The organism is Thermus brevis (genome assembly GCF_026427635.1).
Classification (GTDB): Bacteria; Deinococcota; Deinococci; order Deinococcales; family Thermaceae; genus Thermus; species Thermus antranikianii.
In genome coordinates this window covers 315,544-337,651 of sequence record NZ_CP102606.1, presented here as the reverse complement: position 1 = coordinate 337,651, position 22,108 = coordinate 315,544, and the positions used below count along the sequence as shown (strand labels likewise).

Annotated in this window: 24 protein-coding genes and 2 tRNA genes; 7 read left to right on the top strand and 19 right to left on the bottom strand. The window is 65.5% G+C overall.

The features are described 5' to 3' along the window. Positions 1-149: 149 nt before the first annotated feature. Genes KQ693_RS01915 through KQ693_RS01905 form a run of 3 tightly spaced genes read right to left on the bottom strand, consistent with a single transcriptional unit; the run spans position 150 to position 829 of the window. Positions 150-482, bottom strand: coding sequence for a nucleotidyltransferase domain-containing protein (locus tag KQ693_RS01915; protein WP_038028697.1), 333 nt, complete (start codon positions 480-482; stop codon positions 150-152). Continuing rightward, on the bottom strand, positions 445-669 hold the full coding sequence (locus KQ693_RS01910; RefSeq protein ID WP_253269348.1) for a HEPN domain-containing protein: 225 nt from the start codon (positions 667-669) through the stop codon (positions 445-447). Before KQ693_RS01910 ends, KQ693_RS01915 begins: the two co-directional genes overlap by 38 nt. Continuing rightward, entirely contained in the window at positions 590-829 is a 240-nt protein-coding gene (locus KQ693_RS01905; protein ID WP_253269347.1) for a HEPN domain-containing protein, read from the bottom strand. The genes KQ693_RS01910 and KQ693_RS01905 overlap by 80 nt, the downstream gene beginning before the upstream one ends. Positions 830-883: 54 nt before the next feature. Here KQ693_RS01905 and KQ693_RS01900 point away from each other — a divergent pair. The 3 genes from KQ693_RS01900 to KQ693_RS01890 all read left to right on the top strand — a co-directional run bounded on the left by KQ693_RS01900 (position 884) and on the right by KQ693_RS01890 (position 1,822). Then, a tRNA-Ser gene (locus tag KQ693_RS01900) sits at positions 884-974 on the top strand. 8 nt (positions 975-982) lie between these two features. Then, positions 983-1,075: transfer RNA gene (locus KQ693_RS01895), tRNA-Ser, on the top strand. Positions 1,076-1,111: 36 nt separating this feature from the next. Further along, positions 1,112-1,822: a DNA/RNA nuclease SfsA gene (locus KQ693_RS01890; RefSeq protein ID WP_151165759.1), complete on the top strand. Its 711-nt coding sequence runs from the start codon at positions 1,112-1,114 to the stop codon at positions 1,820-1,822. Here KQ693_RS01890 and KQ693_RS01885 read toward each other — a convergent pair. Together KQ693_RS01885 and KQ693_RS01880 are read right to left on the bottom strand one after the other, a co-directional pair. Next, positions 1,775-2,521 (bottom strand): ZIP family metal transporter, encoded by a 747-nt coding sequence (locus KQ693_RS01885; RefSeq protein ID WP_267261758.1) that lies wholly within the window; start codon positions 2,519-2,521, stop codon positions 1,775-1,777. The two genes, KQ693_RS01890 and KQ693_RS01885, sit on opposite strands and share 48 nt — an antisense overlap. 10 nt (positions 2,522-2,531) lie before the next feature. Beyond that, complete coding sequence (locus KQ693_RS01880) at positions 2,532-3,230, bottom strand: alpha/beta hydrolase (RefSeq protein WP_267261757.1); 699 nt, start codon at positions 3,228-3,230, stop codon at positions 2,532-2,534. A gap of 94 nt (positions 3,231-3,324) precedes the next feature. On the opposite strand from KQ693_RS01880, the gene KQ693_RS01875 reads away from it, so the two are divergent. Both KQ693_RS01875 and KQ693_RS01870 read left to right on the top strand, forming a co-directional pair. Further along, positions 3,325-4,149 (top strand): DUF4388 domain-containing protein, encoded by an 825-nt coding sequence (locus tag KQ693_RS01875; protein WP_219760215.1) that lies wholly within the window; start codon positions 3,325-3,327, stop codon positions 4,147-4,149. Positions 4,150-4,152: 3 nt separating this feature from the next. Beyond that, on the top strand, positions 4,153-5,508 hold the full coding sequence (locus KQ693_RS01870; protein ID WP_267261756.1) for an alanine/glycine:cation symporter family protein: 1,356 nt from the start codon (positions 4,153-4,155) through the stop codon (positions 5,506-5,508). Between the two features lie 49 nt (positions 5,509-5,557). On the opposite strand, the gene KQ693_RS01865 is transcribed toward KQ693_RS01870, so the two are convergent. From KQ693_RS01865 to KQ693_RS01845, 5 genes are read right to left on the bottom strand one after another with little or no spacing between them, the layout of a single operon-like run. Next, the gene (locus KQ693_RS01865; protein ID WP_219760213.1) at positions 5,558-5,956 is read right to left on the bottom strand and encodes a hypothetical protein; all 399 of its coding nucleotides are present in this window, start codon (positions 5,954-5,956) and stop codon (positions 5,558-5,560) included. A 2-nt stretch (positions 5,957-5,958) separates the two neighbouring features. After that, positions 5,959-6,243 (bottom strand): hypothetical protein, encoded by a 285-nt coding sequence (locus tag KQ693_RS01860; protein WP_267261755.1) that lies wholly within the window; start codon positions 6,241-6,243, stop codon positions 5,959-5,961. A gap of 9 nt (positions 6,244-6,252) precedes the next feature. Then, positions 6,253-6,531, bottom strand: coding sequence for a hypothetical protein (locus KQ693_RS01855; protein ID WP_219760211.1), 279 nt, complete (start codon positions 6,529-6,531; stop codon positions 6,253-6,255). A 1-nt stretch (position 6,532) separates the two neighbouring features. Beyond that, positions 6,533-7,009, bottom strand: a complete 477-nt coding sequence (locus KQ693_RS01850; protein WP_219760210.1) for a YbaK/EbsC family protein — start codon at positions 7,007-7,009, stop codon at positions 6,533-6,535. After that, positions 7,006-8,121 (bottom strand): M20 family metallopeptidase, encoded by a 1,116-nt coding sequence (locus KQ693_RS01845; protein WP_267261754.1) that lies wholly within the window; start codon positions 8,119-8,121, stop codon positions 7,006-7,008. Before KQ693_RS01845 ends, KQ693_RS01850 begins: the two co-directional genes overlap by 4 nt. 198 nt (positions 8,122-8,319) lie before the next feature. On the opposite strand from KQ693_RS01845, the gene KQ693_RS01840 reads away from it, so the two are divergent. Continuing rightward, on the top strand, positions 8,320-9,939 hold the full coding sequence (locus tag KQ693_RS01840; RefSeq protein ID WP_219760207.1) for a 30S ribosomal protein S1: 1,620 nt from the start codon (positions 8,320-8,322) through the stop codon (positions 9,937-9,939). 64 nt (positions 9,940-10,003) lie between these two features. Here the strand turns inward: KQ693_RS01840 and KQ693_RS01835 are convergent, their stop codons facing one another. The 9 genes from KQ693_RS01835 to thrS all read right to left on the bottom strand — a co-directional run bounded on the left by KQ693_RS01835 (position 10,004) and on the right by thrS (position 19,364). Beyond that, a complete protein-coding gene (locus KQ693_RS01835) occupies positions 10,004-11,266 on the bottom strand; it encodes a cytochrome b (RefSeq protein ID WP_267261753.1) in 1,263 nt (420 codons plus the stop codon). Between the two features lie 9 nt (positions 11,267-11,275). Next, positions 11,276-11,905 (bottom strand): QcrA and Rieske domain-containing protein, encoded by a 630-nt coding sequence (locus KQ693_RS01830; protein ID WP_219760204.1) that lies wholly within the window; start codon positions 11,903-11,905, stop codon positions 11,276-11,278. Positions 11,906-11,915: 10 nt separating this feature from the next. Continuing rightward, on the bottom strand, positions 11,916-12,398 hold the full coding sequence (locus KQ693_RS01825) for a cytochrome C (RefSeq protein ID WP_219760202.1): 483 nt from the start codon (positions 12,396-12,398) through the stop codon (positions 11,916-11,918). A 13-nt stretch (positions 12,399-12,411) separates the two neighbouring features. Further along, positions 12,412-13,137: a c-type cytochrome gene (locus KQ693_RS01820; RefSeq protein ID WP_219760200.1), complete on the bottom strand. Its 726-nt coding sequence runs from the start codon at positions 13,135-13,137 to the stop codon at positions 12,412-12,414. A gap of 96 nt (positions 13,138-13,233) precedes the next feature. Then, positions 13,234-14,001 carry a sugar phosphate isomerase/epimerase family protein gene (locus KQ693_RS01815; RefSeq protein ID WP_219760198.1) on the bottom strand — a complete coding sequence of 256 codons (768 nt, stop codon included), beginning with the start codon at positions 13,999-14,001 and terminating at the stop codon, positions 13,234-13,236. Between the two features lie 134 nt (positions 14,002-14,135). Continuing rightward, the gene (locus KQ693_RS01810; protein WP_267261752.1) at positions 14,136-15,353 is read right to left on the bottom strand and encodes an ABC transporter substrate-binding protein; all 1,218 of its coding nucleotides are present in this window, start codon (positions 15,351-15,353) and stop codon (positions 14,136-14,138) included. 48 nt (positions 15,354-15,401) lie between these two features. Beyond that, on the bottom strand, positions 15,402-16,592 hold the full coding sequence (locus KQ693_RS01805) for an ABC transporter substrate-binding protein (RefSeq protein WP_054391574.1): 1,191 nt from the start codon (positions 16,590-16,592) through the stop codon (positions 15,402-15,404). A 10-nt stretch (positions 16,593-16,602) separates the two neighbouring features. After that, positions 16,603-17,385, bottom strand: coding sequence for a PaaX family transcriptional regulator C-terminal domain-containing protein (locus KQ693_RS01800; RefSeq protein WP_267261751.1), 783 nt, complete (start codon positions 17,383-17,385; stop codon positions 16,603-16,605). Beyond that, positions 17,385-19,364: a threonine--tRNA ligase gene (gene thrS / locus KQ693_RS01795; protein WP_267261750.1), complete on the bottom strand. Its 1,980-nt coding sequence runs from the start codon at positions 19,362-19,364 to the stop codon at positions 17,385-17,387. The genes KQ693_RS01800 and thrS overlap by 1 nt, the downstream gene beginning before the upstream one ends. 331 nt (positions 19,365-19,695) lie before the next feature. Here thrS and KQ693_RS01790 point away from each other — a divergent pair, with 331 nt between their 5' ends. Beyond that, entirely contained in the window at positions 19,696-21,987 is a 2,292-nt protein-coding gene (locus tag KQ693_RS01790; protein ID WP_267261749.1) for a hypothetical protein, read from the top strand. Positions 21,988-22,108: the final 121 nt, after the last annotated feature.

Sequence of the window (22,108 nt, the reverse complement as noted above, 5' to 3'; positions counted from 1 at the left end):
TCCCTGGGTGGAGGTCTTCCAAGGGCCTGCCATTTTGGAAGTGGTTCTCCATCATGTTACGGGCCGCTTCCTGCGGGAGCTTGATCCGGGAGGCTGGGAATCGCATCTTCTGGCGGCGGTGAACCGCGGTTTGTCCTGGCCTGGCTCCGCTAAGAGTCCAGAAGGGGGATGGCCTGGGCCAGCATCTGCCTAAGAAGGGGTTCTAAAGCCTTTGCTTCCTCCTCCGTGTAAGCATGGAGTTCCACCGGAAGGCCCTTAAAAGCCTTCCGCGCCAGGCGGTGAAGGTCCCCGCGGGCAGGGCCTTGGTAGATGAGGAGGAGGTCCACGTCGCTTCCCGGTAGCGCCCGACCCGTGGCCCAGGAACCGAAGAGGTAGGCCTGCCGGAGGGGAACTTCTTCCCTTAGCACCGCTAGCCCTTCCTTCAGGCGCTTTAGGATTTCCTCTTTAGTCCAAGGAGGGAAGAAGACCCTGACAGAAGGCATAGATTTCCTCGGCATGCTGCAAAAGCCGCTCGGCCTCGGGGCGCCGGTAGCGCTCAAAGGGAGCCCCTTCAGGGAGGGCATCGGGATAACGGGTGGGGATGTGGGCCTTATCCAGCTCGCTGGCTGCGTCTAGGAGGGACTCGCTTATGGGATGCCGCTTGGCCAGCTCCTCCAAAAGACCCAGCACCGAGTGCCCCCAGGCCACAGCCCCTAGGTGCTGATTGTTGGGCGGAGAAGGCGGCCCACTCGTAAAACCCCTTTTCCAAGGCGAAGCGGGCGTGCTCCAAGTCCCTCCTTGCTTGAAGGATAAAGTCCCGGCTTCGCTCCACAAAGGCAGTATAGCCCATCCCGATTGACAACCTGAGGAGCTTGCCGCATAGTAAACCTTGCGGCCATACCTTGGAGGGTTGGCCGAGCGGTTGAAGGCGGCGGTCTTGAAAACCGCTGTGGGCTTCAGGCCCACCGGGGGTTCGAATCCCTCACCCTCCGCCAGAAGGCTTGGAGAGGTGGCCGAGTGGTCGAAGGCGGCACCCTGCTAAGGTGTTGTACCGGGAAAACCGGTACCGCGGGTTCGAATCCCGCCCTCTCCGCCAGAAAGCCCGGTCTAAGACCGGGCTAACGTTTTGGTCATGCTGGCCTTGCCCTTGTCTCCCCTAAAACCCTGCCGTTTCCTGAAGAGGAAAAACCGCTTCCTGGTGGAGTCGGACGTGGGGCCCTTGCACCTTCCCAACTCCGGGCGGATGGGGGAGCTTCTCCTTCCCGGGACCCCTTGCTTTTACCATCCCAGGGCTACCCCCAAGACGGTGGGGCGGCTTCTTCTTTTGGAGAGCCGGGGCGTGCTGGTGGGGGTGGATGCCTCCTTGGCCAACCGTCTCCTGGAGTTGCTTTTGAGGGAAGGGGTTTTCGGCTCCCTTACGGATTTGCGAAAAGAGGTGCGCCTGGAAGGGGAGAGGCTGGACTTCTCCGCCCGGATTGGGGGGAAGGAAGCCCTTTTGGAAGCCAAGAACTGCAACCGGGTGGAGGGAGACCTGGCCCTTTTCCCCGATGCCCCTACCCCTCGAGGGGCCCGGCACCTGAGGCTTCTTTCGGGGTTTGCCCGGGCCGGGGGCTTGGCCTATGCGGTGTGGATGGTCCAGCATCCCCTGGCCCGGGCCTTCGCCCTGGACCCTGAGGACCGGGTTCTTTACCAGGCAGCCCGGGAGGCAAAGCGGGCTGGGGTGCAGCTTCTGGCCTACCGGGTGCGGCCGACCCTCGAGGCCCTCCACCTGGAGGAACAGCTTCCCTGGATCTGGTTACCCTCCCAGGAGGATCTGGAAGGCCACCATCACGGCCGCGGCTAGGGTGAGGACCGTGGCCACCCCCTCGGCCTTGGCTTCCTTCAGGGCCTCGGGGAGGATCTCCGCCGCCACCATCCAGATCATGGCCCCGGCGGCGAAGCCCAGGCCCACCGGCAAGGCGGGCTTGAAGACCTCCACGAAAAGAAAGGCGGGCACGGCCATAAGGGGTTGGGGCAGGCTGGAGAAAACGCTCCAAAGGGCAGCGCCTAGGACGCTAACCCCCCTGGGGATCAGGACCAGGCTGATGGCCAAGCCCTCTGGGATGTTGTGCACGGCGATGGCCAGGGTGATGAAAACCCCTAAGGCCTCCCCGCCCCCGAAGGCCACCCCCACCCCCACGCCCTCGGCGAAGGAGTGGAGGGTCATGATCCCCACGATCATGAGGGCCTTGCGGGCATCCAGGCCGTTTAGGCTCCCGAAGCTTACTTCCCGGCCGTGGAGGAAGCGGTGGGAAAGCTGGATGAAAAGAAGGCCCAGGACCACCCCCAAGAGGGTGCGGGCCAGGTGGTAGTGCACGCCCTCGTAGATGAGGCCGAAGCTGGCCGAGAGCATCAGGCCAGCGGCCGCGGCGTTGGCCAGGCCCAGGTGGTGGGCCAGGATACGCCGGGTGAAGAGGAAGGGCAGGGCTCCTAGGCCCGTGGCGATGGCAGTGAATAGGGCGTATAGAAAGACGGTCCAGGGGTAGGTGGAGGCAGACTCCATGGCCTTTATCTTAATGCAAGTGAGTACTATTAGCGATTAGCCAGTCCCGTACCGCTAAGGCCACCGCCTCCCGGTCCCGGTCCAGAAGAAGGTCGTGGCCGCTTTCGGGAAAGACCAGGTACTCCTTCCTCGAGCTTCCCAAAAGGGCATGGTAGCTCCGCACCCCGGCAGGGTCCACCACCTTGTCCCGGCCCGCCTCGATCACCAGGGCGTTGGCCTTCACCTTGGGCAGGACCTCCGGGGTGCGGCGCATTAAGGCCAGAAGCTGAAGCAGGGCCCGGGTGGGGAAGTAGGGGTAGTTGGGGTTTTGCTTCTTAAGCTCGGGGTCCTGGATGGAATCGGGGCCGGGAAAGCGGGGGATCAGCCAGGCCAGGAGGGGTGCCAGGGGAGCAAGGGGGTGTTTGAGGGCCATGGCCGGGGCCAGGGCCACCAGGGCCTGGGTGGGGGTTTCCGCCGCCAGGAGGGCGGAAAGCAAGGCCCCCATGGAAAGCCCCACCACCCCTCGAGGCTCGGGCAGTTCCCGGTAAAAAGCCCGGGCTGTTTCCAGCCAGTCCTGCCACCGCACCTTGAGGAGGTCCTCCGGCCGGGTGCCGTGGCCGGGAAGGGCTGGCTGGCTCACCTGAAACCCAGCCTCCCGCAACACCTGGGGCAAGGGACCCAGGGTGAGGACGGGGTGCGAGGTAAACCCGTGGAGCAAGAGGAGGTTCATGCCCCTAGCTTACGCAAATGGGTTTGCCCTTCGGGCAAAGCAACAGGGTACCCCGCCTGGACGCTTGGGAGGTGGCATGGTAAAACGGGGGGGAATGCTGGGTCAACCGCCGGGCCATTCTGGGCAACCTTCAGGCCACCTTGAAGGCAACCTTGCGGAGTTTCCCTTCTCGGCTTTGGTGGGGGCTTTGATGAGCACCGGGCGCACCGGCCGGCTTCTCGTCCGCACCCCTTACCTTGAGGGGGAGGTCTTCCTGCAAAACGGCCAGGTGGTCCACGCCCGGGTGCGCTCGGGGGAGAAGGTCTTGGAGGGGGAGGATGCCCTGGACCTGCTGACGGGGATCAAACGGGCTCCCTACCGCTTTGAGCCCGAGGTTTCGCCACCCCACACCACCCTGTTGGGAGGGCTTGCGGTGTCCGCCCGCCTGGCGGAGGCCGAGGCTCAGTGGCGGGGGCTTGCCCTTCCCGCCGACTGGGGGTATGTCCTGCGCCTGCCCGCCAGGGGAGGTGCGGTGGAGCTTGGCCCCGAGGCCTTGCGGGTTCTTGCCCAGGTGGAGGGGAAACGCATCGTGGAGGTGCTCCTGGCCCCCGGGACCCTGCGCCTGGCCCGCATCCTGCACACGCTTTTGCAAATGGGGGCCCTCGAGGCGGTCCCCCTGGTGGAGATATCGCCCGCTTCCCTTTTGGTCCTTCCCATCTACGGCCCGGGGTCCGGGGTGGCCTATGTGGACGAGGCCCTCTACGCCGAGTGGGCGCGGGCCATCCGCCATGGATTCCGCCTGCGCCTAAAGCCTCCCGAGGTGGTGATGGAGGTGCGGCCCAGGCCTAACATCCCGGGCCGGCTGGGCCTATTGGAGGAGGATCTCAGGCGCCTCCGCCTCAGGCGGGGGGATAAGGTGGAGGTGGTGCCGGAGGTATAGGCTATGGATATCCTGACCCTAAACGAGTATCTCAACCGGGTGGTGTATGGCTTTCCCATGAAGCTGGTCTTCCTCCTGGTGGGGGCCTATCTGGTCATCTTCCAGATCCGCTGGTTCAGCTCCCCCTTGCGGATGATGCGGGTTTCCTTCAGCGAAACCCTGGGGGCCATCCGCGAGCGCGCCTACGGCTTCGGCGGGCAGATCACGCCCTTCCAGGCCACCATGGTGGCCCTCTCCGCCACGGTGGGGACCGGTCACCTTTTGGGCATGCTGACGGCGGTGCTCATAGGGGGCCCGGGGGCGGTCTTCTGGATGTGGCTGGGCTACTTCTTCGGCACCGGCACCAAGTTCGCCGAGGCCACTTTGGCGGTTCATTTCCGCCGCCGCTATGCCGATGGCTCGGTTTCCGGCGGACCCATGTACTACCTGTACCGGGGTTTCCCTAGGCTCCGCTTTCTGGCCTACTTCTTCGCCTTCTTCGCCGCCGTGGCCGCCTTCGGCATCGGCAACCTTTCCCAGGCCGGGGCGGTGGGGGGTGCCCTGGCTCCTTTGGGGGCACCTCCGGCTTTGGTGGGGCTTTTCCTGGCCCTGCTGGTGGGGGTGGTGTTGGGGGGAGGCATCGTGCGGGTAGCCCGCTTCGCCCAGGTGGTGGTGCCCTTGAAGCTCCTTCTTTTCCTGGTGGCGGTGGTTCCCCTTCTGGTGGTTTACGGGGGCCGAATTCCAGAGGCCCTAGCCCTGGTCTTCCAGGCGGCCTTCAGCCCGGAGGCAGCCTTGGGGGGGGCGGCGGGGTATAGCCTCTTCGCCGCCATCAACGCCGGGCTTGGCCGGGGCATCTTCGCCAACGAGGCGGGCTTGGGCTCCGCGCCCATCGCCCACGCCCAGGCCCAGGTGGACCATCCCGTGCGTCAGGGCTTCTGGGGGGTCACGGAGATGTTCGTGAGCTTCCTGGTTACGAGCCTCACCGCCCTTACCTTCATCGCCTCGGGGCTTTGGCGAGGAGGGGGAAGCGCCGCCGAGGCTGCCAGCGCCCTCTTCCAAGCCCATCCCCTGGGCGGGCTTATCCTGGCCGTCACCGTGGCGGTCTTCGCCCTGGGGACCATGGTCTCCTGGGGATTTTACGGGGAGGAGGCTGCGGCCTTCCTCTTCGGGGAGGGGATCCGCTGGCCCTACCGCCTCACCTTCGCCGTCTTGGCCTTTGTGGGGCCTTTGGGAGGCCTCGAGGCCTTCTTGGCCATCTCCGACACCCTAAACGGCCTCATGGCCATCCCCAACCTTCTGGGCCTCATCCTCTTGGGGCCGGTGGTGGCCCGGCTGGTCTACGGCTTCTTCCGGGGCGAGCCCTGGATACCGCCCCGCTGACAGGCGCTTTAAGGGTGGTTTTCCGGGAGGTGGGTTTCCCTTTCCCAATTTAATGGAATAGCGCCCGTATGGCCTTTTCCAGCTCCTCCCCCGCTTTGCGGTCCAGGGTGAGCTTGACCTTGAGGGCTACCCTTAAGGCTTCCTCCTCGAGGGCCTCCCGGCTCTGGCACCCCTCCAGGCGGGCCACAAAGGGATTAGCCTTGGGGCCGAGTCGGGTTTTGAGGAGCCCCACCAGCTTCTGGCAAAGCTCCTTGGCGCCCTCCACGGGCAGGATCAAGCCCCGCTTGAGAAGAGCGGCCAGGATGGCGTAGGCCTCCTCCCCGAGGCCGCTTTCCCGCACCACCTCCTCCTCGGTGCGCCGACCGTCACAGAGGGTGTAGACCCGCCACTCCTCGGGGGAGGGCTTCCAGTCGGTTTCCGGGGGGTTGGGGTTACGGCGGAAAACCATGGCTACAAGGAGGCCACGATGGCGTCCACCAGGCGCAGGACCATGTAGACGAAGACCGCCCCCAAAAGGAGGATCAGGGAGAGGAGAAGGAGGAGGAGGCTACTGGGCTCGCTCCAGGTGAGGATCAGGACCACCAGGTAGGCAAGGGCGAAGAAGACGATGAGCCCGAGCATCTGCCCGCCCCTTTCCCCCATGACCCCGCCGGGGATGGCCCGCTTGAGCCGAAAGCCGTAAAGGACGTTGTACACCATGACCAGAAGGCCTAGGAGTAGCAAGAACTTTTCCATGGCCTTATTCTAGCCGTTCCATTCCCGGATAGGTATAAGCTCTCCTCCCTCAATACTTTTGCGCAGAGGGCGATAACGGGTGTCAAACCAGATCTCCAGGACCGCCCGGTCCAGGCTCTTGGGGGCCACGATCTCCTTGCGCACGTAATAGCCTCCTTCCACCGGGCTGATCTCCATGCTCTTGGAGAGCCTTAGTTCCACCACCTCACCGCTTTTCGTGCGCACCCGCACCCGGAAGGCCAAAGGCCCTTCGGGCTTCACATGGGGGTCTTTGCGGAGGATCCACACGCTAGGCCTCCTTTAGATCCGTCACCCGGGCCCCTGTGAGGGCCAGGAGCTCCTCTGGGGTCAGGGAGAAGAGGGCCTTGGGGGTACCCCCTGCGGCCCAGACCAGGGAGTAGGCCAGGAGGTCCGGATCCAAAAAGGCAGGAAGTGGAGTTTCGTGTCCCACAGGGGGCACCCCGCCGATGGCGTAGCCGGTCAGGGCGCGCACCTCCTCCGGGGTGGCCCGCCTCAGGGCTTCGCCCGTGGCCCTTTGGGCCTTGGAGGGGTCCAGGCGGTTCCTCCCGCTTATCAGGAAGAGGTAGGCTCCGTTTTCTCCCAGGAAGACCAGGCTTTTCACAATCTGACCCACCTCGGCCCCCACGGCTTCTGCCGCCTCCTGGGCAGTGCGGGTGGAGGTGGGAAGCTCCACCACCCTTAGGTGGCCGAAGCCCTTTTCCTCCAAGAACCTTTGCACCTTCTTTGCGGAAGGGGAGAGGCTCATAGGGCATAGAGGAGTTCGGCCAGCAGGGCCGTGCGCCGGGGGATCTCCGAGACCACCACGTACTCGGTCTTCTGGTGGGCGTCGCCCCCAAAGAGGCCGAGGCCATCCAGGGTGGGCACCCCCAAGGCAGCGGTGAAGTTGCCGTCCGATCCCCCGCCCACCCGCCCCGGGCGCAAGGAGAGGCCCAGGGCCTCGCCGATGGCCCGGGCCTTCTCAAAGAGGGCCAGGCTTTCCGCCGTGGGCTCCATGGGAGGACGGTTCAGGCCTCCGGAAAGCTCCAGCCTGGCCCCGGGCAGGATGGGGGTGAGGCTCTTGAGGCCTTCCTCTACCCGCCTGGCTTCCTCCAGGGTCCAGGCCCTGAGGTCGATCTCCACCCAGGCTTCCTCCGCCACCACGTTGCTCACCGTACCCCCCGCCACCACGTTGGGGCCTAGGGTGGTGCCCTTTCCCCGGTCTTCGAGGGCCGCCACCCTCACGATCTGGTGGGCGAGTTCCAGGATGGCGTTCACCCCCTTTTCCGGCTCCACCCCCTGGTGGGCGGCCTTGCCCAGGGCCTTAAGGCGGTAAAGCCCTACCCCTTTTCGGGCCACCTTGAGATCCCCTTCCGCCGTGGGGGGCTCGAGGATCAACACCGCCCGGGCCTTTCTGGCGGCGGCCTCGATGAGGGGCCGGCTTTCCTTGGAGCCGATCTCCTCGTCAGGGGTGAAGAGGATTTCCAAAGGGGGAAGCTTCCTTCCCGTAGCCTCCGCATGGCGGAGGGCGTAGAGCAAGGCTACGATGCCCCCTTTCATGTCGTAGACCCCAGGCCCCACCGCCCGGTCCCTTTCCACACGGAAGGGCTCGGGGAAGCTTCCCTGGGGGTGGACGGTGTCGTAGTGGCAAAGCACCAGGACCGGGGCCCCTTCCCCCTCCCGCTTCAAGAGCAGGATGGGGCCCAAGGGGGTATCCTTGCGGGAAAGCCGCCCCTGGAGGGGCCCGAAGGCCTCTTCCAGGAAGGCCGCTGCTTCCATTAGGCCCTTCAGGTCCCTGGAGGGGGATTCCCGGCGCACGATGGCCTCGAGGTCCTTTAAAAACTCAGGGAGCTTCGCCTGCATCCAGGCTAGGGTTTCCATGGGCTCATTATGACCTAAGCCCAAGGGGCCTGGTGCCTCTTGGCAAGGGGGCCTCCCCGTGGTATAAAGGAAAGGTATGCCCTTCGGGGCCGGTTCACACGGAAGCGGGGAGTGAGGCTTCTCCCCCTCCTTTTCGTGTGGACGTGCGCAAAATGCGCCCGCCTTCCCTGGAAGGCGCGTAAGGAGGAAAGAGGCGGCATGGAAGAAAAGGCGACCCAGGTCAGCGAAGCCAACTTGACCCCAGGCCAGACGTTCAGCATGGAGGAGGCCCTTCAGGAAACCGAGGCCCGCTTGGAAAAGCGCGTGCGCCCGGGCCAGATCCTGACGGGCAAGGTGGTCCTGGTGGGCTCGGAGGGTGTGGCGGTAGATATCGGCGCGAAGACGGAAGGCATCATCCCCTTTAACGAGCTAACGGAGAAGTCCCTTCCCGAGGAGGAGCTAAAGGCCCTTTTGAAGCCCGGGGATCTGGTGCGGGTCCAGGTGATCAAGGTGGACCCCGAAACGGGCCAGGTCCTTCTTTCCCGCAAGCGGGTGGAGGCCACGGAGCACTGGGACCGCATCCGGGAGCTTTATGAGAAGGGCGAGCCGGTGACCGTCACCGTGAAGGAGAAGGTCAAGGGGGGTGTGGTTGCCGACCTGGATGGCGTGTCCGCCTTCATCCCTGCTTCGCAGCTGGACCTCAAGCGCATCCCTAACCTGGATGCCTACGTGGGCCAGCAGATCCTGGTGAAGATCATCGAGTTTAACCGCAAGAAGGGGCGGGTTCTCCTCTCCCGTCGGGCGGTTTTGGAAGAGGAACAGAAACGGGCCAAGGAGGCCTTTTTCCAAAGCCTGCAGCCCGGCCAGGTGGTGGAGGGTACGGTGGTGGACGTCACCGACTTCGGGGCCTTCGTGAACCTGGGCCCGGTGGACGGCCTGGTGCACCGTTCCGAGATCACCTGGGGGCGGTTTAACCACCCCAAGGAGGTTATCCACAAGGGGCAGAAGGTGCGGGCCCAGGTGGTTTCCGTGGACCCCGAGAAGGAGCGGGTCAACCTTTCCATCAAGGCTCTGATCCCCGATCCCTGGACCACCGTGGCCGAGAAGTACCCGGTGGGAAGCCGGGTCCGGGGCAAGGTGGTGGGCCTCACCCAGTTCGGGGCCTTCGTGGAGGTGGAGCCTGGCCTCGAGGGGCTCATCCACATCTCCGAGCTTTCCTGGACCAAAAGGCCCAAGCATCCCTCCGAGGTGGTGAAGGAGGGGGACGAGGTGGAGGCGGTGGTGCTGAGGCTGGATCCCGCCGAGCGCCGCCTCTCCCTGGGCCTCAAGCAAACCCAGCCCGATCCCTGGCAGCTCCTCACCGAGAAGTATCCCCCGGGCACCGTGGTCAAGGGCAAGATCACCGGGATCACCGACTTTGGGGTCTTCGTGGAGCTGGAGCCTGGCATGGAAGGACTGGTCCACGTTTCCGAGCTGGATCACGGGCGCATCGAGAATCCCGCTGCCCTCTTCAAGAAGGGGGAGGAGATGGAGGTGGTGGTCCTCAACATCGACCCCGTGGAGCAGCGGATCTCCCTCTCCCGCAAGCGCCTGCTGCCCCCGCCTCCCCCCAAGACCGAGGAGGAGCGGCCCCGCCGGGCCAAGGGCAAGGAGGCCCGGGGCAAGAGGAAGCCCGGACCCCGTCGGGAGGAGCGCCGGGAGTACGAGTACGGGGCGGTGGCCGAGTACAACCTGTACGATGCCTCGGCGGTGCCCACGGCAAGCGCCAGCGTGAAGCTGGGCGACCTCTACGGCGACCTGCTGGCGAGCCTGGGCCTCGAGGAGGAAAAGTCCTCTTAGGCTGAAGGATTATGCAAGGGCCCCCGCCACAGGCGGGGGCCTTTCTTCTAGTAGGCCAAGGGGCCTAGGCCTTATGCGGGGCTTCCTCCTTTCCGTAGAAGATGCGGAGCAGGGTGTAGGAGACGATATAGGTGAGCAAGGGCCCGCCTAGGACTAGGCTCCAGAGCACAGCGTTGTTCCCCAGGATGGAGCCCTGTTGCTGGAAGTCGATCTTGTACCCGGCCAGGGTGGCCATGAGGAAGAAGACCAAAAGGGCCAGGATGACACTGGTACGCACCGGATGCTCCGAGGGAAGCTCCATGTAGCGCATCTTGTCCTTGCGGGTGTCCACGAAGGGCAGGAGAAGCCCCACCAGGGCCAGAATCCCCGGGATCACCACCCCCCCGATGAACTCCGGCCCTATGGTGGCCCCGAAGAGGTGGAACTCCCAACTGGAGGGGATGAGCTGCAGGATGCCGTAGATCCAGAGGAAGTACCAGTCGGGCTTGACCGCCGGGGTGTTGGGGGTGGGAGGGCCGAAGGCCTCGATGGGGTGGGCCAGGAAGGCCCCGGCGATCATGGTCATGATGCCCACGTACAAGGCGAAGAGGATGCCCATCATAACCAGCTGCTGGGGATACATGGGCACGCCGAGAATCCTTCCAGGGGCCACCCTTTCCGCATACCGGGGCTGGGTGTGCTTCTGCTTCATCATGATGGCCATGTGCACCCCGATGAGGGCCATGAGAAGCAGGGGAAGCCAGAGGACGTGGAGGCTGAAAAGCCTGGGGATGGACTTGGTCGAGCCCGGGAACTCTCCCCCGAACATCACCTGGGCCAAGGTGGCTCCCACCCAGGGGATGGAGTTTGCGATCCCGTAGCCGATGCGGGTGGCGGTGACCGCGTAGTTATCGTAGGGCAGGGCGTAGCCGGTGAAGGCGGTCACCACCGCCAGGCCCAAAAGGACCAGGCCCACCAGGTAGTTGAGTTCCCGGGGTTTCTTGTAGGCTCCCGAGAGGAGAATGCGGAGCATGTGCAGGAAGGCGGCGGCGATCATCACGTGGGCCGACCAGTGGTGGAGGCTGCGGATCACCGCCCCGAAGGGAAGGCTGTCTATGTAGAGGACGCTGGCGTAGGCAGCGGGCACGGTGCGGCCGTCGGGGAGCTTCACCTCCCGGATGGAAGGTTCGAAGTTCAAGGTAAGGAAGATACCGGTGAGCACCAGGACGATGAAGGCGAAGAGGGTGATCTCCCCCAGAAAGAAGGAATGGTGCACCGGGAAGGCCTTGCGCAAGACCTTCTGGTAAAGGCCCGTGAGGTCTAGGCGTTCGTCTAGCCATTTGTACATGCTTTCCTCCTAGACGTGACGGCAGAAGCCCGCTTCCGCCTTCACCCCCACCTCGCCCAGAAACTCCCCAGCGGCCACCAGGACGCCTTCTTCCACCTTAAGAGGAAGCTGGGGCACAGGCCTGGGCGGGGGGCCGGCGATGACCCTGGCCCCGTGGGCGAAGTCATAGATTCCACCGTGGCAGGGGCAAAGGCCCGCTTTCTTGTCCGCCACCCACTGGCTCACAATGCAACCCAGGTGGGTGCAGACGGCGGAGTAGGCCACGATCCCTTCCACCCCGTTCTGGGCCACCTCCGGGGAAAGCTCACCCGGGTTGTACCGCACCACCAAGACGGTGTTCTTGGCCTCACCGCTTTTCACCACCTTGGTCTTGGGGTCCATGGGGTAGGCCAGAACGAAGGGGTCGCCGGGCTTGAGCTCCTCGGGGCGTATGGGCTTGGGCTCCCCCCCGCCTTGGGCGTAGACCAGGATGTCCCCCGGCTTCAGGGGTTCCTTCTCCGGGGTGACCTCCGCCTTGGGGCGCAGGCTCGCCCCCACGTAGAAGGCGGAAACCAGGGAGAGGCCGATTCCGGTGCCGATGGCGGTCTTCAGGAAAAGCCGCCTGCGGGATCTTTGCAAGCGAATCTCGCGTTCGTCCATGCTTCACCTCTTACCAGGGGAAGTGGCTCTTCTCCTCCTCGGTGACCACCTCGTCCCGGCCAAAGTACTTCTTGTAAATGCCCAAAAGGGTGGCCACCACCAGACTGATGGCCCCGAAGACCAGGCCCTGGAGCCAGGCGGGGTTGTGCCCGGTCTGGGCGGAGTAAACGATGAGGCGGACGAAGAAGCCGGAAAGGGCGGTGAGGAGGAGAACCAGGATTACCCCTACCGCCACAGGAGCCGTGGAGGGGGTGGGGAAATGGCGGCCGGGGCGCAGCTCTACTCCCTCCAGCCAGTAGGACACTAGGCCGATGAGGCCGTAGAGAAGGAAGACACCGCCGAAGGCCATCAGGCCGATCTGGCCCACGGAAAGCTCCTGTGGGGTGTGGCCCAGGAGGCGGGCAATGTGGAGACCATCCAGGTAGGCCATGTAGAAGAGGCCTGCGGCCAGGATGAGGGCGAAGGTGGGTACGATGGGGTCATTGCGGTACATGCCTTAGCCCTCCTTATTCCACCGGGCCGAAGCTGTTGCCGAAGCTATTGCGGATGTAGGTGGCCACGGCCTTGAGGTCCTCGTCCGAGAAGGCGGCGCCCACCGCTGGCATGGCCCCACGGCCGTTTTTGATGGTGTTCAGGACCAGCTGGGTGTCTTTGAGGTTGGGATTTCCCGCCAGAGCAGGAAAGGCAGGGGGCATCCCCTGGCCGTTGGCCTGGTGGCAAGCAACACAGTTGGCCTCGTAGATGGACTTGCCCTTTTCCATAAGGGCCTGGTCTACCTTGGCGGCCTGGCCAGCGCCTTCCTTGGGAGCCTGGGCCTCCTGGGCTGGGGGGGCCAGCTCGGCCGCCACCTTCTCCGCCGTAGGGGAAAGGGCAAAGTATGCCCAGATGCCGCCCAGCACGATCACCGAGGCTACCACGTACCAAAGGGGGTTGAAGCGCACCGGCTCCACGGGGAGCTCGGGTTCCCCCACGGCCAGGCGGAGCTCGAGGGCCCCCGCCACCTCTCCGCCTTCGTCTAGGCCCAGGACCATCACGTCGGGGTAGTTGTTAACGGTGAAGGGGATTTCCCGGATCTCCTCGCCTCCGCCGCGGAAGTGGGTCACCAGCCGCAGGACATGCTCCCCGTCGGGGATCTTTCGGGTGTCCAGGTTTAGCCGGTAAGGGGGTTCCTTTAGAACCGCCAGGGGCTCGCTGGCCCCGTCCAGGTACACCTCAATCCGGTCTACGACCATTCTGCCTCCCTTTGTGAAGGGGGGTACAAACCCCCACCCCACTACTATAAGGGTACCCTGGCAAGGACAGATGTCCCCGCTTATGGAAAGGGAGGCTCAGGAGGCAAGGAGGGTCTGCAGGCGGGAAAGGCTCTGGCGTACTCCTTGGATGTTCCCACCCACCTCGAGGGCCGCGGTGGCAGGGAAGCCCCTCAGCCGGGGGGCCAGCCTTTCCCAGGGCACGGCTCCCGTGCCCACGGGCAGGTGGTCATCCCTGCGGGCGTGGTTGTCGTGGAGGTGCAGGTGGATGAGCCGGTCTCCCAGGGCCTCCCAGTAAAGGGAAGGGCCCAGGGGACCCAGCTCCACCAGGGCGTGGCCTACATCCAGGCAGAAGCCGTACTGGGGGAAGCGGTCCAGGAGGGCCTTTAGCTCCTCCGGGCCCCGGAGGAGGTCCTCCTCGGAAAGGGCCAGGTTTTCCAAAGCCACGGGGAAGGGAAGGGGAAGGAGGGCGGAGAGGGTCTTTTCCAAGGCCTCCCGGGCCAGGCTTAAGGCCATGGGGTGGCGCACGGGCACCTGGCCAGTGTGGAGCACGCCCACCTTGGCCCCCAGGGCCTCGCCAAACTCCAGGGCCCGCTTGAGGCGCTCCTCGGCCAAGGCGCGGACGCTGGGGATGAGGCTGGCCGGGTTCATCTCCACGAAGGGCAGGTGCAGGGTGAACCCTACCCCCAGGGCTTCCCCCGTGGCCCGCAAGGTCTTGGCGTCGGGAAGGGACAGGACCTCGTGCAGGTCGTAGGGAACCTCGAGGTCCAGCCCGAGCTCCGCCGCCAGGCGGAAGGCTTCCTCATAGCCCATCTCTGCATTGAAGGGACTGAAACCTAGGCGCATCCCTGCCATTTTAGGGTCCTTGCGGAGGCGCTAACCCCTTCTCGCCATATTGTGCCCCTTGGGTACTCCCAGACGTGGCTTGGAGAAGGGGCTTCTCGGGACCCCCACCCTGGCAGAGCCAGGGTGGGGTGGTATTACCGGATGGCCTCCGCCTTCTTCTGGGCTTCCTCCAGGGCCTTCTGGGGAGGAACCCCGCCCTTTAGGGCCTTTTCCAAGGCTTCTGCCAGGACGCCGGCCCAGGCGGAGAACTGGGGAATGCGGGGGCGCTCCTGGGCGTGGGCGATCTGCTCAAAGGCCACCTTGCGGAAAGGGTTTTCCCGGTAGAAGCCCTCCAGGAGGGGAATGGCCGACTTGCGCACGGGCGCGTAGTAGCTGGCCTCCACCCAGCGGGCCACGTTCTCGGGCTCCATCAGGTACCTCCAAAACTCCAGGGCGCCCCGCACCTGGGCCTCGGAGGCTCCCTTGAGCACCACCAGCTGGGCTCCGCCCAGGGGCACCTTGCCCCCGGGTTCCCGGGGCACCGGGGCCACCCCCAGGGTGAAGGCGAAGGAGAAGTTTTCCGCAGCGGGCCAGTTGGCGATGGAGGCCATGACCATCATCCCCTTGGTGCGCACGAAGTCCAGCTGGGCGAAGGTGGCCTCGGCCATGCTCCTTGCGGAAAGGGCCCCGGCGCGGTTTAAGCGCACCAGCATCTCCAGGGCCTCGAGGGCCTCCTTGGAGGTGAAGTTGGGCTTGCCCTCCCGCACCAGGTTCCCACCCCGGCTGGTCACCATGGCCTCAAAGAGCCAGGCCTGGGGGTCGGTGACGAAGATGAATCCCTTGGCCTGGCGGGAGGTGAGGGCCTTGGCCACCTCCTCAAACTCCTTCCAGTTCCTCGGGGCTTTAAGCCCCTTGGCCCGGAAGACGTCCAGGTTGTAGAAGAGAACCGGGGTGGAGGTGTTTAGGGGAAGGCCGTAGCGCTTTCCCTCCATGACCCCGTAGTTCCAGGCGGGTTCAAAGAGATCCTCCAGGAAGGCGCGCTCCAGGTTCAGATAACCATCCAGGGCCAGGGCCCGGCCTTCCCCCACCAGCCGGGGGAAGAAGCTGATTTCCGCCTGGAAAAGCACGGGCTGGCTTCCCGTGCGTAAGGAGGCCACCAGCTTGGTCTCGGCATCCCGGTAGTCCCCTGCATACTGGGGCACCACCCGGTAGAGCCCCTGGCGGGCGTTGAACTCCTGGGCGAAGGTGGAAAGAAGCCTCCCCGCGGGGCCGTCCATGGAGTGCCAGAAGGAAACCTCCGTGCGGGTGCTGGCCTGGGCCAAGGCCAGGGGAAGGAGGAGAAACCCTAGGGCCAGGGCTAAGGGCTGTTTCATGGGGTGGATTTTACCATCCAAGAGGTCAAGCCTTGGTCAGGGGCTTCTTTAGCGCCTCTCCACCCCCATGGCCTTCCTCTGGGCCTCCTCGAGGGCCATCTGGGGCTTCACCCCCTGCTTCAGGCTTCGTTCCAGGGCTTCCTCCAGGTAGCTGTACCAGACCACCAGCTCCGGGTCCTGGCTCCACGGGCGCCCCACCTCCGCCTGGGCGAAGACCGCCTGCCTTTCGGGGTCTTTCAGGAAGTCGGCAAGCTCCCTTTCCGCTTCTTTTCGCAAGGGCAGGTACCAGGTGGTCCGCACCCACTCCGCCTGGCGTTTGGGTTCCAGGAAGTGGAGCCAGAAGGCCACGGCTCCCCGGGCCTGCTCCGGGCTTGCCCCCTTGAGCACCGCCAAAGCTGCCCCGGAAAGGGGTACCGCACCCCCTTCCCGCCGGGGCAGGGGGGCCAGGCCCACACCAAAGGGCAGGGAGGTTTGGGAAAGCACCACCGGCAAGGCGGTGGTGGGTCCGATTCCCATGAAGGCCTTGGTGCGCAGGAAATCGGCCACGGCGAACTGGGCCTCGGCCAGGTTTCTGGCCTGGGCGTGCCCCTTCTGCACCATGCGGTAAAGCATCTCCAAGGCCTCCACCACCTCCTTGGAGGTGAAGGCGGGAAGCCCATCCCTGACCAGGCTACCTCCCAGGCTCATCACGAGGGCGTTGAAGCTCCAGATGTCCGTGGAGATAACAAGCCCCTTACTGGTGCGGCTGGTGAGCCTGCTGGCGGCTTCCTCCACCTCGGCCCAGGTCCTGGGGGGCTTAAGGCCCCGGGCGCGGAAGGCATCCTTGTTGTAGTAGAGGACGGGCACGGATAGCCCCAAGGGAAGGCCATAGGTCTGCCCCCGGACCTGGGTGGTTCGCATCATCTCCGGATACAGGTCCTTGGGCAGGTTCTGGAGGTAGGGGTTCAGGGCCAAGGCCACCCCTTCCTGGGCCAGGCGGGGGAGGAAGGAAAGCTCCCCGTGGAAAAGGACCGGGGCACCCCCTGAGCGCAAGGCGGCCAGGAGCTTTACCCCCGCCTCCCGGTAGTCCCCCACGTAGCGGGCCTCAATCCGGTAGGTGCGCTGGGACTCGTTGAAGCTTTTTATGGCCTCCTCCAGGACGGTATTCCCTGGGGGGCCTGCCGTGTGCCAGAAGGGGATGACCACCTGGCCCTGGGCCAGGGTGGCGACGATCAGGGAGAGGGATAGAAACCGCCTCATCCCCTAAAGGTTATCCCGCCCGGGGTGAGAGGGCTGAGAGGGGGAGGGAGAGCTTTTTAAGGAAGGGTTCGGTCTGCCGGTAAAGGGTTTCCCGAAGGGAGAGGAAGCGCTCCCGGGCGAAGGGGCCTGGGAAGCCTGGGGGAAGGAGCTCGGGGGGAAGAAGAGGGTCCAGGAAAAGGAGCTTGCGCATCTCGTGAACCAGGCGGGTCAGGGTCCGGAAGGCCAAGAGGGGGTCCTCGAGCACCGGGGGCACGCTGGAGAAGAGGGTTTGGTAATGGGCCGAGGCCTCCTTAAGGGAAAAGGCGCGGAGCACTTCCTCCTTCGGCCCGAGGTGCTCCGCCCGGAAGAGGGTGGCGGAAAGCCCGTAAAAGGCGAGGAGCTCCTGGGTGGCGGCGAGGTCCGCCCTCGCCCCCAGGTAGACCCCGCTTTGCAGGCTCCCAAAGCCCAAAAGGGCCATCTCCCGCCGAAACCGCTCCCGCTCCCCCCGCGTCCTCGGCCCCTCGGGCAGGACCAGGAGGAAGGTGCCGTCCCAGGGGGGTAGGGGCCCGTAGAGGCGGCGGCGCACCTGGCGCACCTGCCAAAAGACCCGGTCGGAGAGGGCGTAGTGGGCGGCCCGGCCCTCCTTTAGGGGCACCACCCAGCCCCGCTTGGCGCTCCGGGAAAGCGCCGCCCGCACCGCCGCCTCGGAGAAGCCTAGGGCCTCCATCATGGCGATGAGGGTTCCCACGGGGGCCCTGCGGTCGGGGTAGATGTATTCCAGAAAAATCGTGAAGAGGGTGGACCTCGCCCGCATCAGAAGGCCGACTCCAGAAGCCTATCCCGGTATTCCCTGAGGACCCCTTCCAGAAAGGTGGCGAGGGGCATGCTCCCCAGGTTCCCCCGGTGCCGCCTGCGCACGCTCACCGTGCCCTCGGCCTTCTCCCGCTCCCCCACCACGAGGATGTAGGGCACCTTCTGCACCTCGGCGTCCCGGATCCGGGCCTGCATCCTCTCGGGCCGGGTGTCGGCCTCGGCCCTAAGGCCCGCCTCCTTGAGCCTTTGGGCCACCCAAAGGGCGTAGTCCTCCTGTTTCTCGGACACGGGGACCACCACGGCCTGCACCGGGGCGAGCCACAGGGGGAAGTCCCCGGCGAAGTGCTCGATGAGGATGCCGATGAAGCGCTCCAGGGAGCCGAAGGGGGCCCGGTGGAGCATCACCGGCCGGTGCTCCTCCCCGTCTTGGCCCACGTAGGTGAGGCCGAAGCGCTCGGGGAGGTTGTAGTCCACCTGGATGGTCCCAAGCTGCCACTCCCGCCCCAGGGCGTCCTTCACCACGAAGTCCAGCTTGGGGCCGTAGAAGGCGGCGTCCCCCGGCTCCACCGTGTACCGGAGCCCGGCCTCGGCCGCCGCCTCCTCAATCTGCCGCTCCGCCAGGGCCCACTTGGCCTCGTCCCCCACGTACTTGTCGCTTCTCGGGTCCCGCACCCCGATCCGGGCCCGGTAGTCCTTGAGGCCCAGGGTGGCGAAGACCTTCAGCACCAGGTCCAACACCCCCAGAAACTCCCCCTTCACCTCCTCGGGGGTGCAGAAGATGTGGGCGTCGTCCTGGGTGAAGCCCCTCACCCTTGTGAGGCCCAGAAGCTCCCCCGCCTTCTCGTAGCGGTAGACGGTGCCGAACTCGGCGAGCCTCAGGGGAAGCTCCCGGTAGGAGCGCTTCCTGTAGGCGTAGATCCTTATGTGGTGGGGGCAGTTCATGGGCTTGAGGAGGTACTCCTCCTCTTCGCCCCTCTCCTTGAAGCTGATGGGGGGGAACTGGCTTTCGGCGTAGTAGGGGTAGTGGCCCGAGGTCTTGTAGAGCTCCAGGCTCCCGATGTGGGGCGTGGCCACCAGCTGGTAGCCCCGCCTCACCTGCTCCTCCCGCATGAAGGCCACGAGCTCCTCCCGGACCACGTTCCCCTTGGGAAGCCAGAGCACCAGCCCCTTCCCCACCATGGGGTCTATGAGGAAGAGCTCCAGCTCCCGCCCAAGCCGCCGGTGGTCCCGCTTTTTGGCCTCCTCCAGCTGCCAGAGGTACTCCTTAAGCTCCTCGGCGGTGCGGAAGGCCACCCCGTAGACCCTTTGCAGCATGGGGCGCCGCTCGTCCCCCCGCCAGTAGGCCCCCGCCACGTGGGTGAGCTTGAAGTGGGGGGGGATGCGGCCCGTGGAGGGGACGTGGGGCCCGCGGCAGAGGTCGGTGAAGCCATAGGCCTCGTCCCCCTGCTGGTAGAAGCTGATCTCCTCCCCCTCGGGGATCTCCAGGATGAGCTCCGTCTTGTAGGGGTCCTTTCCCCGGTAGCGGGCCAGGGCCTCCTCCCGGGGGAGGACGAAGCGCCTCAAGGGGAGGTCCCGCCTCAGGATCTCCCGCATCTTCTCCTCTATGGCGGGGAGGTCCTCCTCGGAGAGGGGCTCGGGGGCTTCTATGTCGTAGTAGAAGCCCTTCTCAATCACGGGCCCCACCCCGAGCCTCACGCTTTCCGGGTCGTAGCCCTTCTCCCGGAAGAACTCCTTCACCGCCTGGGCCAGGACGTGGGCCAGGGTGTGGCGGAAGAGGCGCTGGTACTCGGGGTCCTTCTCCGTGAGGAGGCGCACCTTCGCCCCCTCGGGGAGGGGCTTGAGGAGGTCGTAAAGCTCCCCGTCCACCAGGGCCCCCACCGCCCGCCTCTCCCAGCCCTCCCCGAGGGCCCGGGCCACGTCCCAGGCGGTGGCCCCCTCGGGAAGCTCCAGGGGCTTGCCGTCCTGAAGGTAGACCGTCATGCCCTCTACTATACGTTCCCCGTTCACCCCCCGTTCAGGGGTCGTTCAGCCCCTTCCGGCTACCCTGACCCTGCCCTGACGGGGGCGTGGTACCCTCGGGGGAAGAGGGGGTGAAAGAGTGGAAACCGCTAGGAAAAACCCGGCTAAAGGAGGCCTTAAGGAAGGCCAGGCCAGGCTTGACATGAGGGGGCGGTGTGCGTAAGATTAGCCTCGGATGCCGCGCGAGGAGGGGCTTCAGGCAAGGCGGGCCCGGCCCGCGCGGCGCCGGACCCGAAGGGGGCAACGCGGAAACCCTTTCGGAAGCAGAAAAAGGAAAGGGAGGTAAGAGGCTATGAAGGGAAACAGGCTTAAGACGCTAGGCTTCGCCTTGGTGGGCGGCCTCGCCCTGCTCTTCGCGGGGTGCGGGCAGCAGGTGCAGACGCCGCCGCCGCCCGGCACGCCCACCACGGTCGCGGTGGAGGGGCTGTATAACGCTAATACCTCCATTCCGGTGGACCCCAACAACGTCTCCGGGCTCGTCATCGTGCGGGCCAAGGTGGTCCTGGGCTCCGTGGTGCCGGACAAGGTCCAGTTCCTGCTGGACAACAACGTGGAGTACGAGGTGAACTTCGGCGCTGCCACACAGGGTATCCGGCCCCAGCAGGCCACCTACACCTTTGAGTGGAACCTGAACACCGCGGCCCTGGCTAACCTCGCGCCCAAGTACCCCAACGGCGCCCACACCGTTCAGGTCCGCTTGGTCAAGGGCGGCAACCCGGTGGCCACCAGCACCGCTACGAGCGTCAAGTTCAACAACTCCGACTTCGCCGTCCTCAAGATCTCGGGCAACGCCCTCAACAAGGGGGGTAAGCGCTACTACGGCGGAGGCCCGGTGACCCTGGAGGTGGTGCCCGTTCTCTACTCGGGCAAGGGCGTGCAGAGCGTTGAGCTGGATCTAAGTGGGGTTGGCGGCGGCGTTGACCTTGACGCGAGCACCTCTGGGGTCCAGTCCACTGCCACCCTTACCAGCGCGCCCTACGTCTTCACCATCCCCTACAACAGCACCAACAAAAACTCCTCTCTAGATGGCGCCGCTCTGGGGGCGATGCTGGTCACGGTTACCTACGCCGACACGACTTCCCTCTCTGTCCCTCCTAGCGCCGTGTTGGATGGCTCGCAAGTCCTGGTGGACAGCACCGGGCTCTTCTCCAACAACCCCCCCTTCGCGCTGAGCACGTTGAGGCTTGACTTCTACGTGCCGACGATCGGGACCGGTGCCCTGGTGTGCAAGGCGACTACCTCCCTTGGCCCCGGGCAGTTCGCCACCTCGGGCAATCTGCTTGTCGGGTTCAGCAGCTACACCCCCGACGCTGGCGTGGGCGGCGATCAGATCGTGGTGGACGTCAACACCACCACCAACACCCCGGTTCTCACCGGTCAGGCGGTGAGCATCACCGGCGGTGGGTGCGCGGGGGCCGGGGCGCTCGCCGGCCTTCCCGAGGGCGGCTTCTTCCAGGTCTACGTGAAGGCGGTGAAGGACGCCCTGGGCAACACCTACACCTACTCCACTCCCCCCGCGAGCAACGCCTTCGGCATTGACAACACCAAGCCCACCCTCGCCCTGAGCACGGGCTACGACAACCGGGCCTACTTCAACTCCGCGTCCCTGAACACCGGGAACGTTTCTGGCAAGGACCTGAACGGCAACAGCGTGGGCACCACGATCGTCGGCTGGCTCACGGTCAACGACCCGGCCAGCGGGACGCCGCCCGTGGCCTCCGGGATTAACACGAGCGGGTACATCTGGAAGGTGAACGGGCAAACCATCACCGCCGTTACCACCAACACTATCCCCGGCCTGAACGACATCGCCGCCACCCTCGGTAGCGCGCCCCAGGGCTACTACACCCTGACCGTGCAGGCCACGGACAACGCCGGGAACGTCTCCGACCCCGTCACCCTCAACGTCCTCTACGACAACACCGCGCCCAACGTGGTCTTCACCCAGCCCACGGTCACGGCCCTCACCGGCGGCACCAGCTTCACCGCCACCGCCCACGCCACGGACAACGTGGACCTGCGCCAGGGCCTGATCTACTGGAGTAAGGGCACCATCCGCTTCACCGCCCTTACTTCCACCCCCAAGGCCTTCGGCGCACCGGGCGTCACCAGCGCCGACTATACCGGCACCCTCACCGCCCTCAAGCCCAGCACCGGCGGGGACTTCACCCTCTTCGCGTGGGTGCAGGACATGGCGCGCAACGCGCCGGCGACCAGCACGCTGGCCATCAGCGTGACCCCGGCCAACGCCAACACCGCCGGTACTCTGGGGGGCTTTAGCGAAGTTCCGGACATTAACCAGGCATCCGGTGGTAGCACCACGCTCACCTTCACCCACACGGGCGGTACCGCGCAGGTCAAGGCGGTGCACGTCTACCTCTGGAGCAGCAACGACGGCACCAACGATTACTACAACTACGTGGCCGACGCTACCCCGATCGGCGGTGGGCAGTACGCCGTGGTCTTCTCTGCGCCCGCCAACTTGAGCACGCCCCAGGTCTTGGTGGTCGTGGAGTACGACAACGGCTTGGCGATAGGCTACACCTATAACTACGGGACGAACACCCCTACCCCCGTCTTCTAGCCCCTAGGCCTGTCTCCGGGCCCCCGGCGGTGCCGGGGGCCCGGGCCTTTGGGCGCCCCTCCGGCGCACCGGGGCGGGGCGAGCAACCCCTTTCCCCTGGCATCGGCGAGGGGTTGGCGTT

Coding starts and splice junctions, on each gene's coding strand:
- KQ693_RS01915 (WP_038028697.1), bottom strand. CDS start 482: ATGCCTTCTGTCAGGGTCTTCTTCCCTCCTTGGACTAAAGAGGAAATC.
- KQ693_RS01905 (WP_253269347.1), bottom strand. CDS start 829: ATGGGCTATACTGCCTTTGTGGAGCGAAGCCGGGACTTTATCCTTCAA.
- KQ693_RS01890 (WP_151165759.1), top strand. CDS start 1,112: ATGCTGGCCTTGCCCTTGTCTCCCCTAAAACCCTGCCGTTTCCTGAAG.
- KQ693_RS01885 (WP_267261758.1), bottom strand. CDS start 2,521: ATGGAGTCTGCCTCCACCTACCCCTGGACCGTCTTTCTATACGCCCTA.
- KQ693_RS01880 (WP_267261757.1), bottom strand. CDS start 3,230: ATGAACCTCCTCTTGCTCCACGGGTTTACCTCGCACCCCGTCCTCACC.
- KQ693_RS01875 (WP_219760215.1), top strand. CDS start 3,325: ATGCTGGGTCAACCGCCGGGCCATTCTGGGCAACCTTCAGGCCACCTT.
- KQ693_RS01870 (WP_267261756.1), top strand. CDS start 4,153: ATGGATATCCTGACCCTAAACGAGTATCTCAACCGGGTGGTGTATGGC.
- KQ693_RS01865 (WP_219760213.1), bottom strand. CDS start 5,956: ATGGTTTTCCGCCGTAACCCCAACCCCCCGGAAACCGACTGGAAGCCC.
- KQ693_RS01860 (WP_267261755.1), bottom strand. CDS start 6,243: ATGGAAAAGTTCTTGCTACTCCTAGGCCTTCTGGTCATGGTGTACAAC.
- KQ693_RS01850 (WP_219760210.1), bottom strand. CDS start 7,009: ATGAGCCTCTCCCCTTCCGCAAAGAAGGTGCAAAGGTTCTTGGAGGAA.
- KQ693_RS01845 (WP_267261754.1), bottom strand. CDS start 8,121: ATGGAAACCCTAGCCTGGATGCAGGCGAAGCTCCCTGAGTTTTTAAAG.
- KQ693_RS01840 (WP_219760207.1), top strand. CDS start 8,320: ATGGAAGAAAAGGCGACCCAGGTCAGCGAAGCCAACTTGACCCCAGGC.
- KQ693_RS01835 (WP_267261753.1), bottom strand. CDS start 11,266: ATGTACAAATGGCTAGACGAACGCCTAGACCTCACGGGCCTTTACCAG.
- KQ693_RS01830 (WP_219760204.1), bottom strand. CDS start 11,905: ATGGACGAACGCGAGATTCGCTTGCAAAGATCCCGCAGGCGGCTTTTC.
- KQ693_RS01825 (WP_219760202.1), bottom strand. CDS start 12,398: ATGTACCGCAATGACCCCATCGTACCCACCTTCGCCCTCATCCTGGCC.
- KQ693_RS01820 (WP_219760200.1), bottom strand. CDS start 13,137: ATGGTCGTAGACCGGATTGAGGTGTACCTGGACGGGGCCAGCGAGCCC.
- KQ693_RS01815 (WP_219760198.1), bottom strand. CDS start 14,001: ATGCGCCTAGGTTTCAGTCCCTTCAATGCAGAGATGGGCTATGAGGAA.
- KQ693_RS01810 (WP_267261752.1), bottom strand. CDS start 15,353: ATGAAACAGCCCTTAGCCCTGGCCCTAGGGTTTCTCCTCCTTCCCCTG.
- KQ693_RS01805 (WP_054391574.1), bottom strand. CDS start 16,592: ATGAGGCGGTTTCTATCCCTCTCCCTGATCGTCGCCACCCTGGCCCAG.
- KQ693_RS01800 (WP_267261751.1), bottom strand. CDS start 17,385: ATGCGGGCGAGGTCCACCCTCTTCACGATTTTTCTGGAATACATCTAC.
- thrS (WP_267261750.1), bottom strand. CDS start 19,364: ATGACGGTCTACCTTCAGGACGGCAAGCCCCTGGAGCTTCCCGAGGGG.
- KQ693_RS01790 (WP_267261749.1), top strand. CDS start 19,696: ATGAAGGGAAACAGGCTTAAGACGCTAGGCTTCGCCTTGGTGGGCGGC.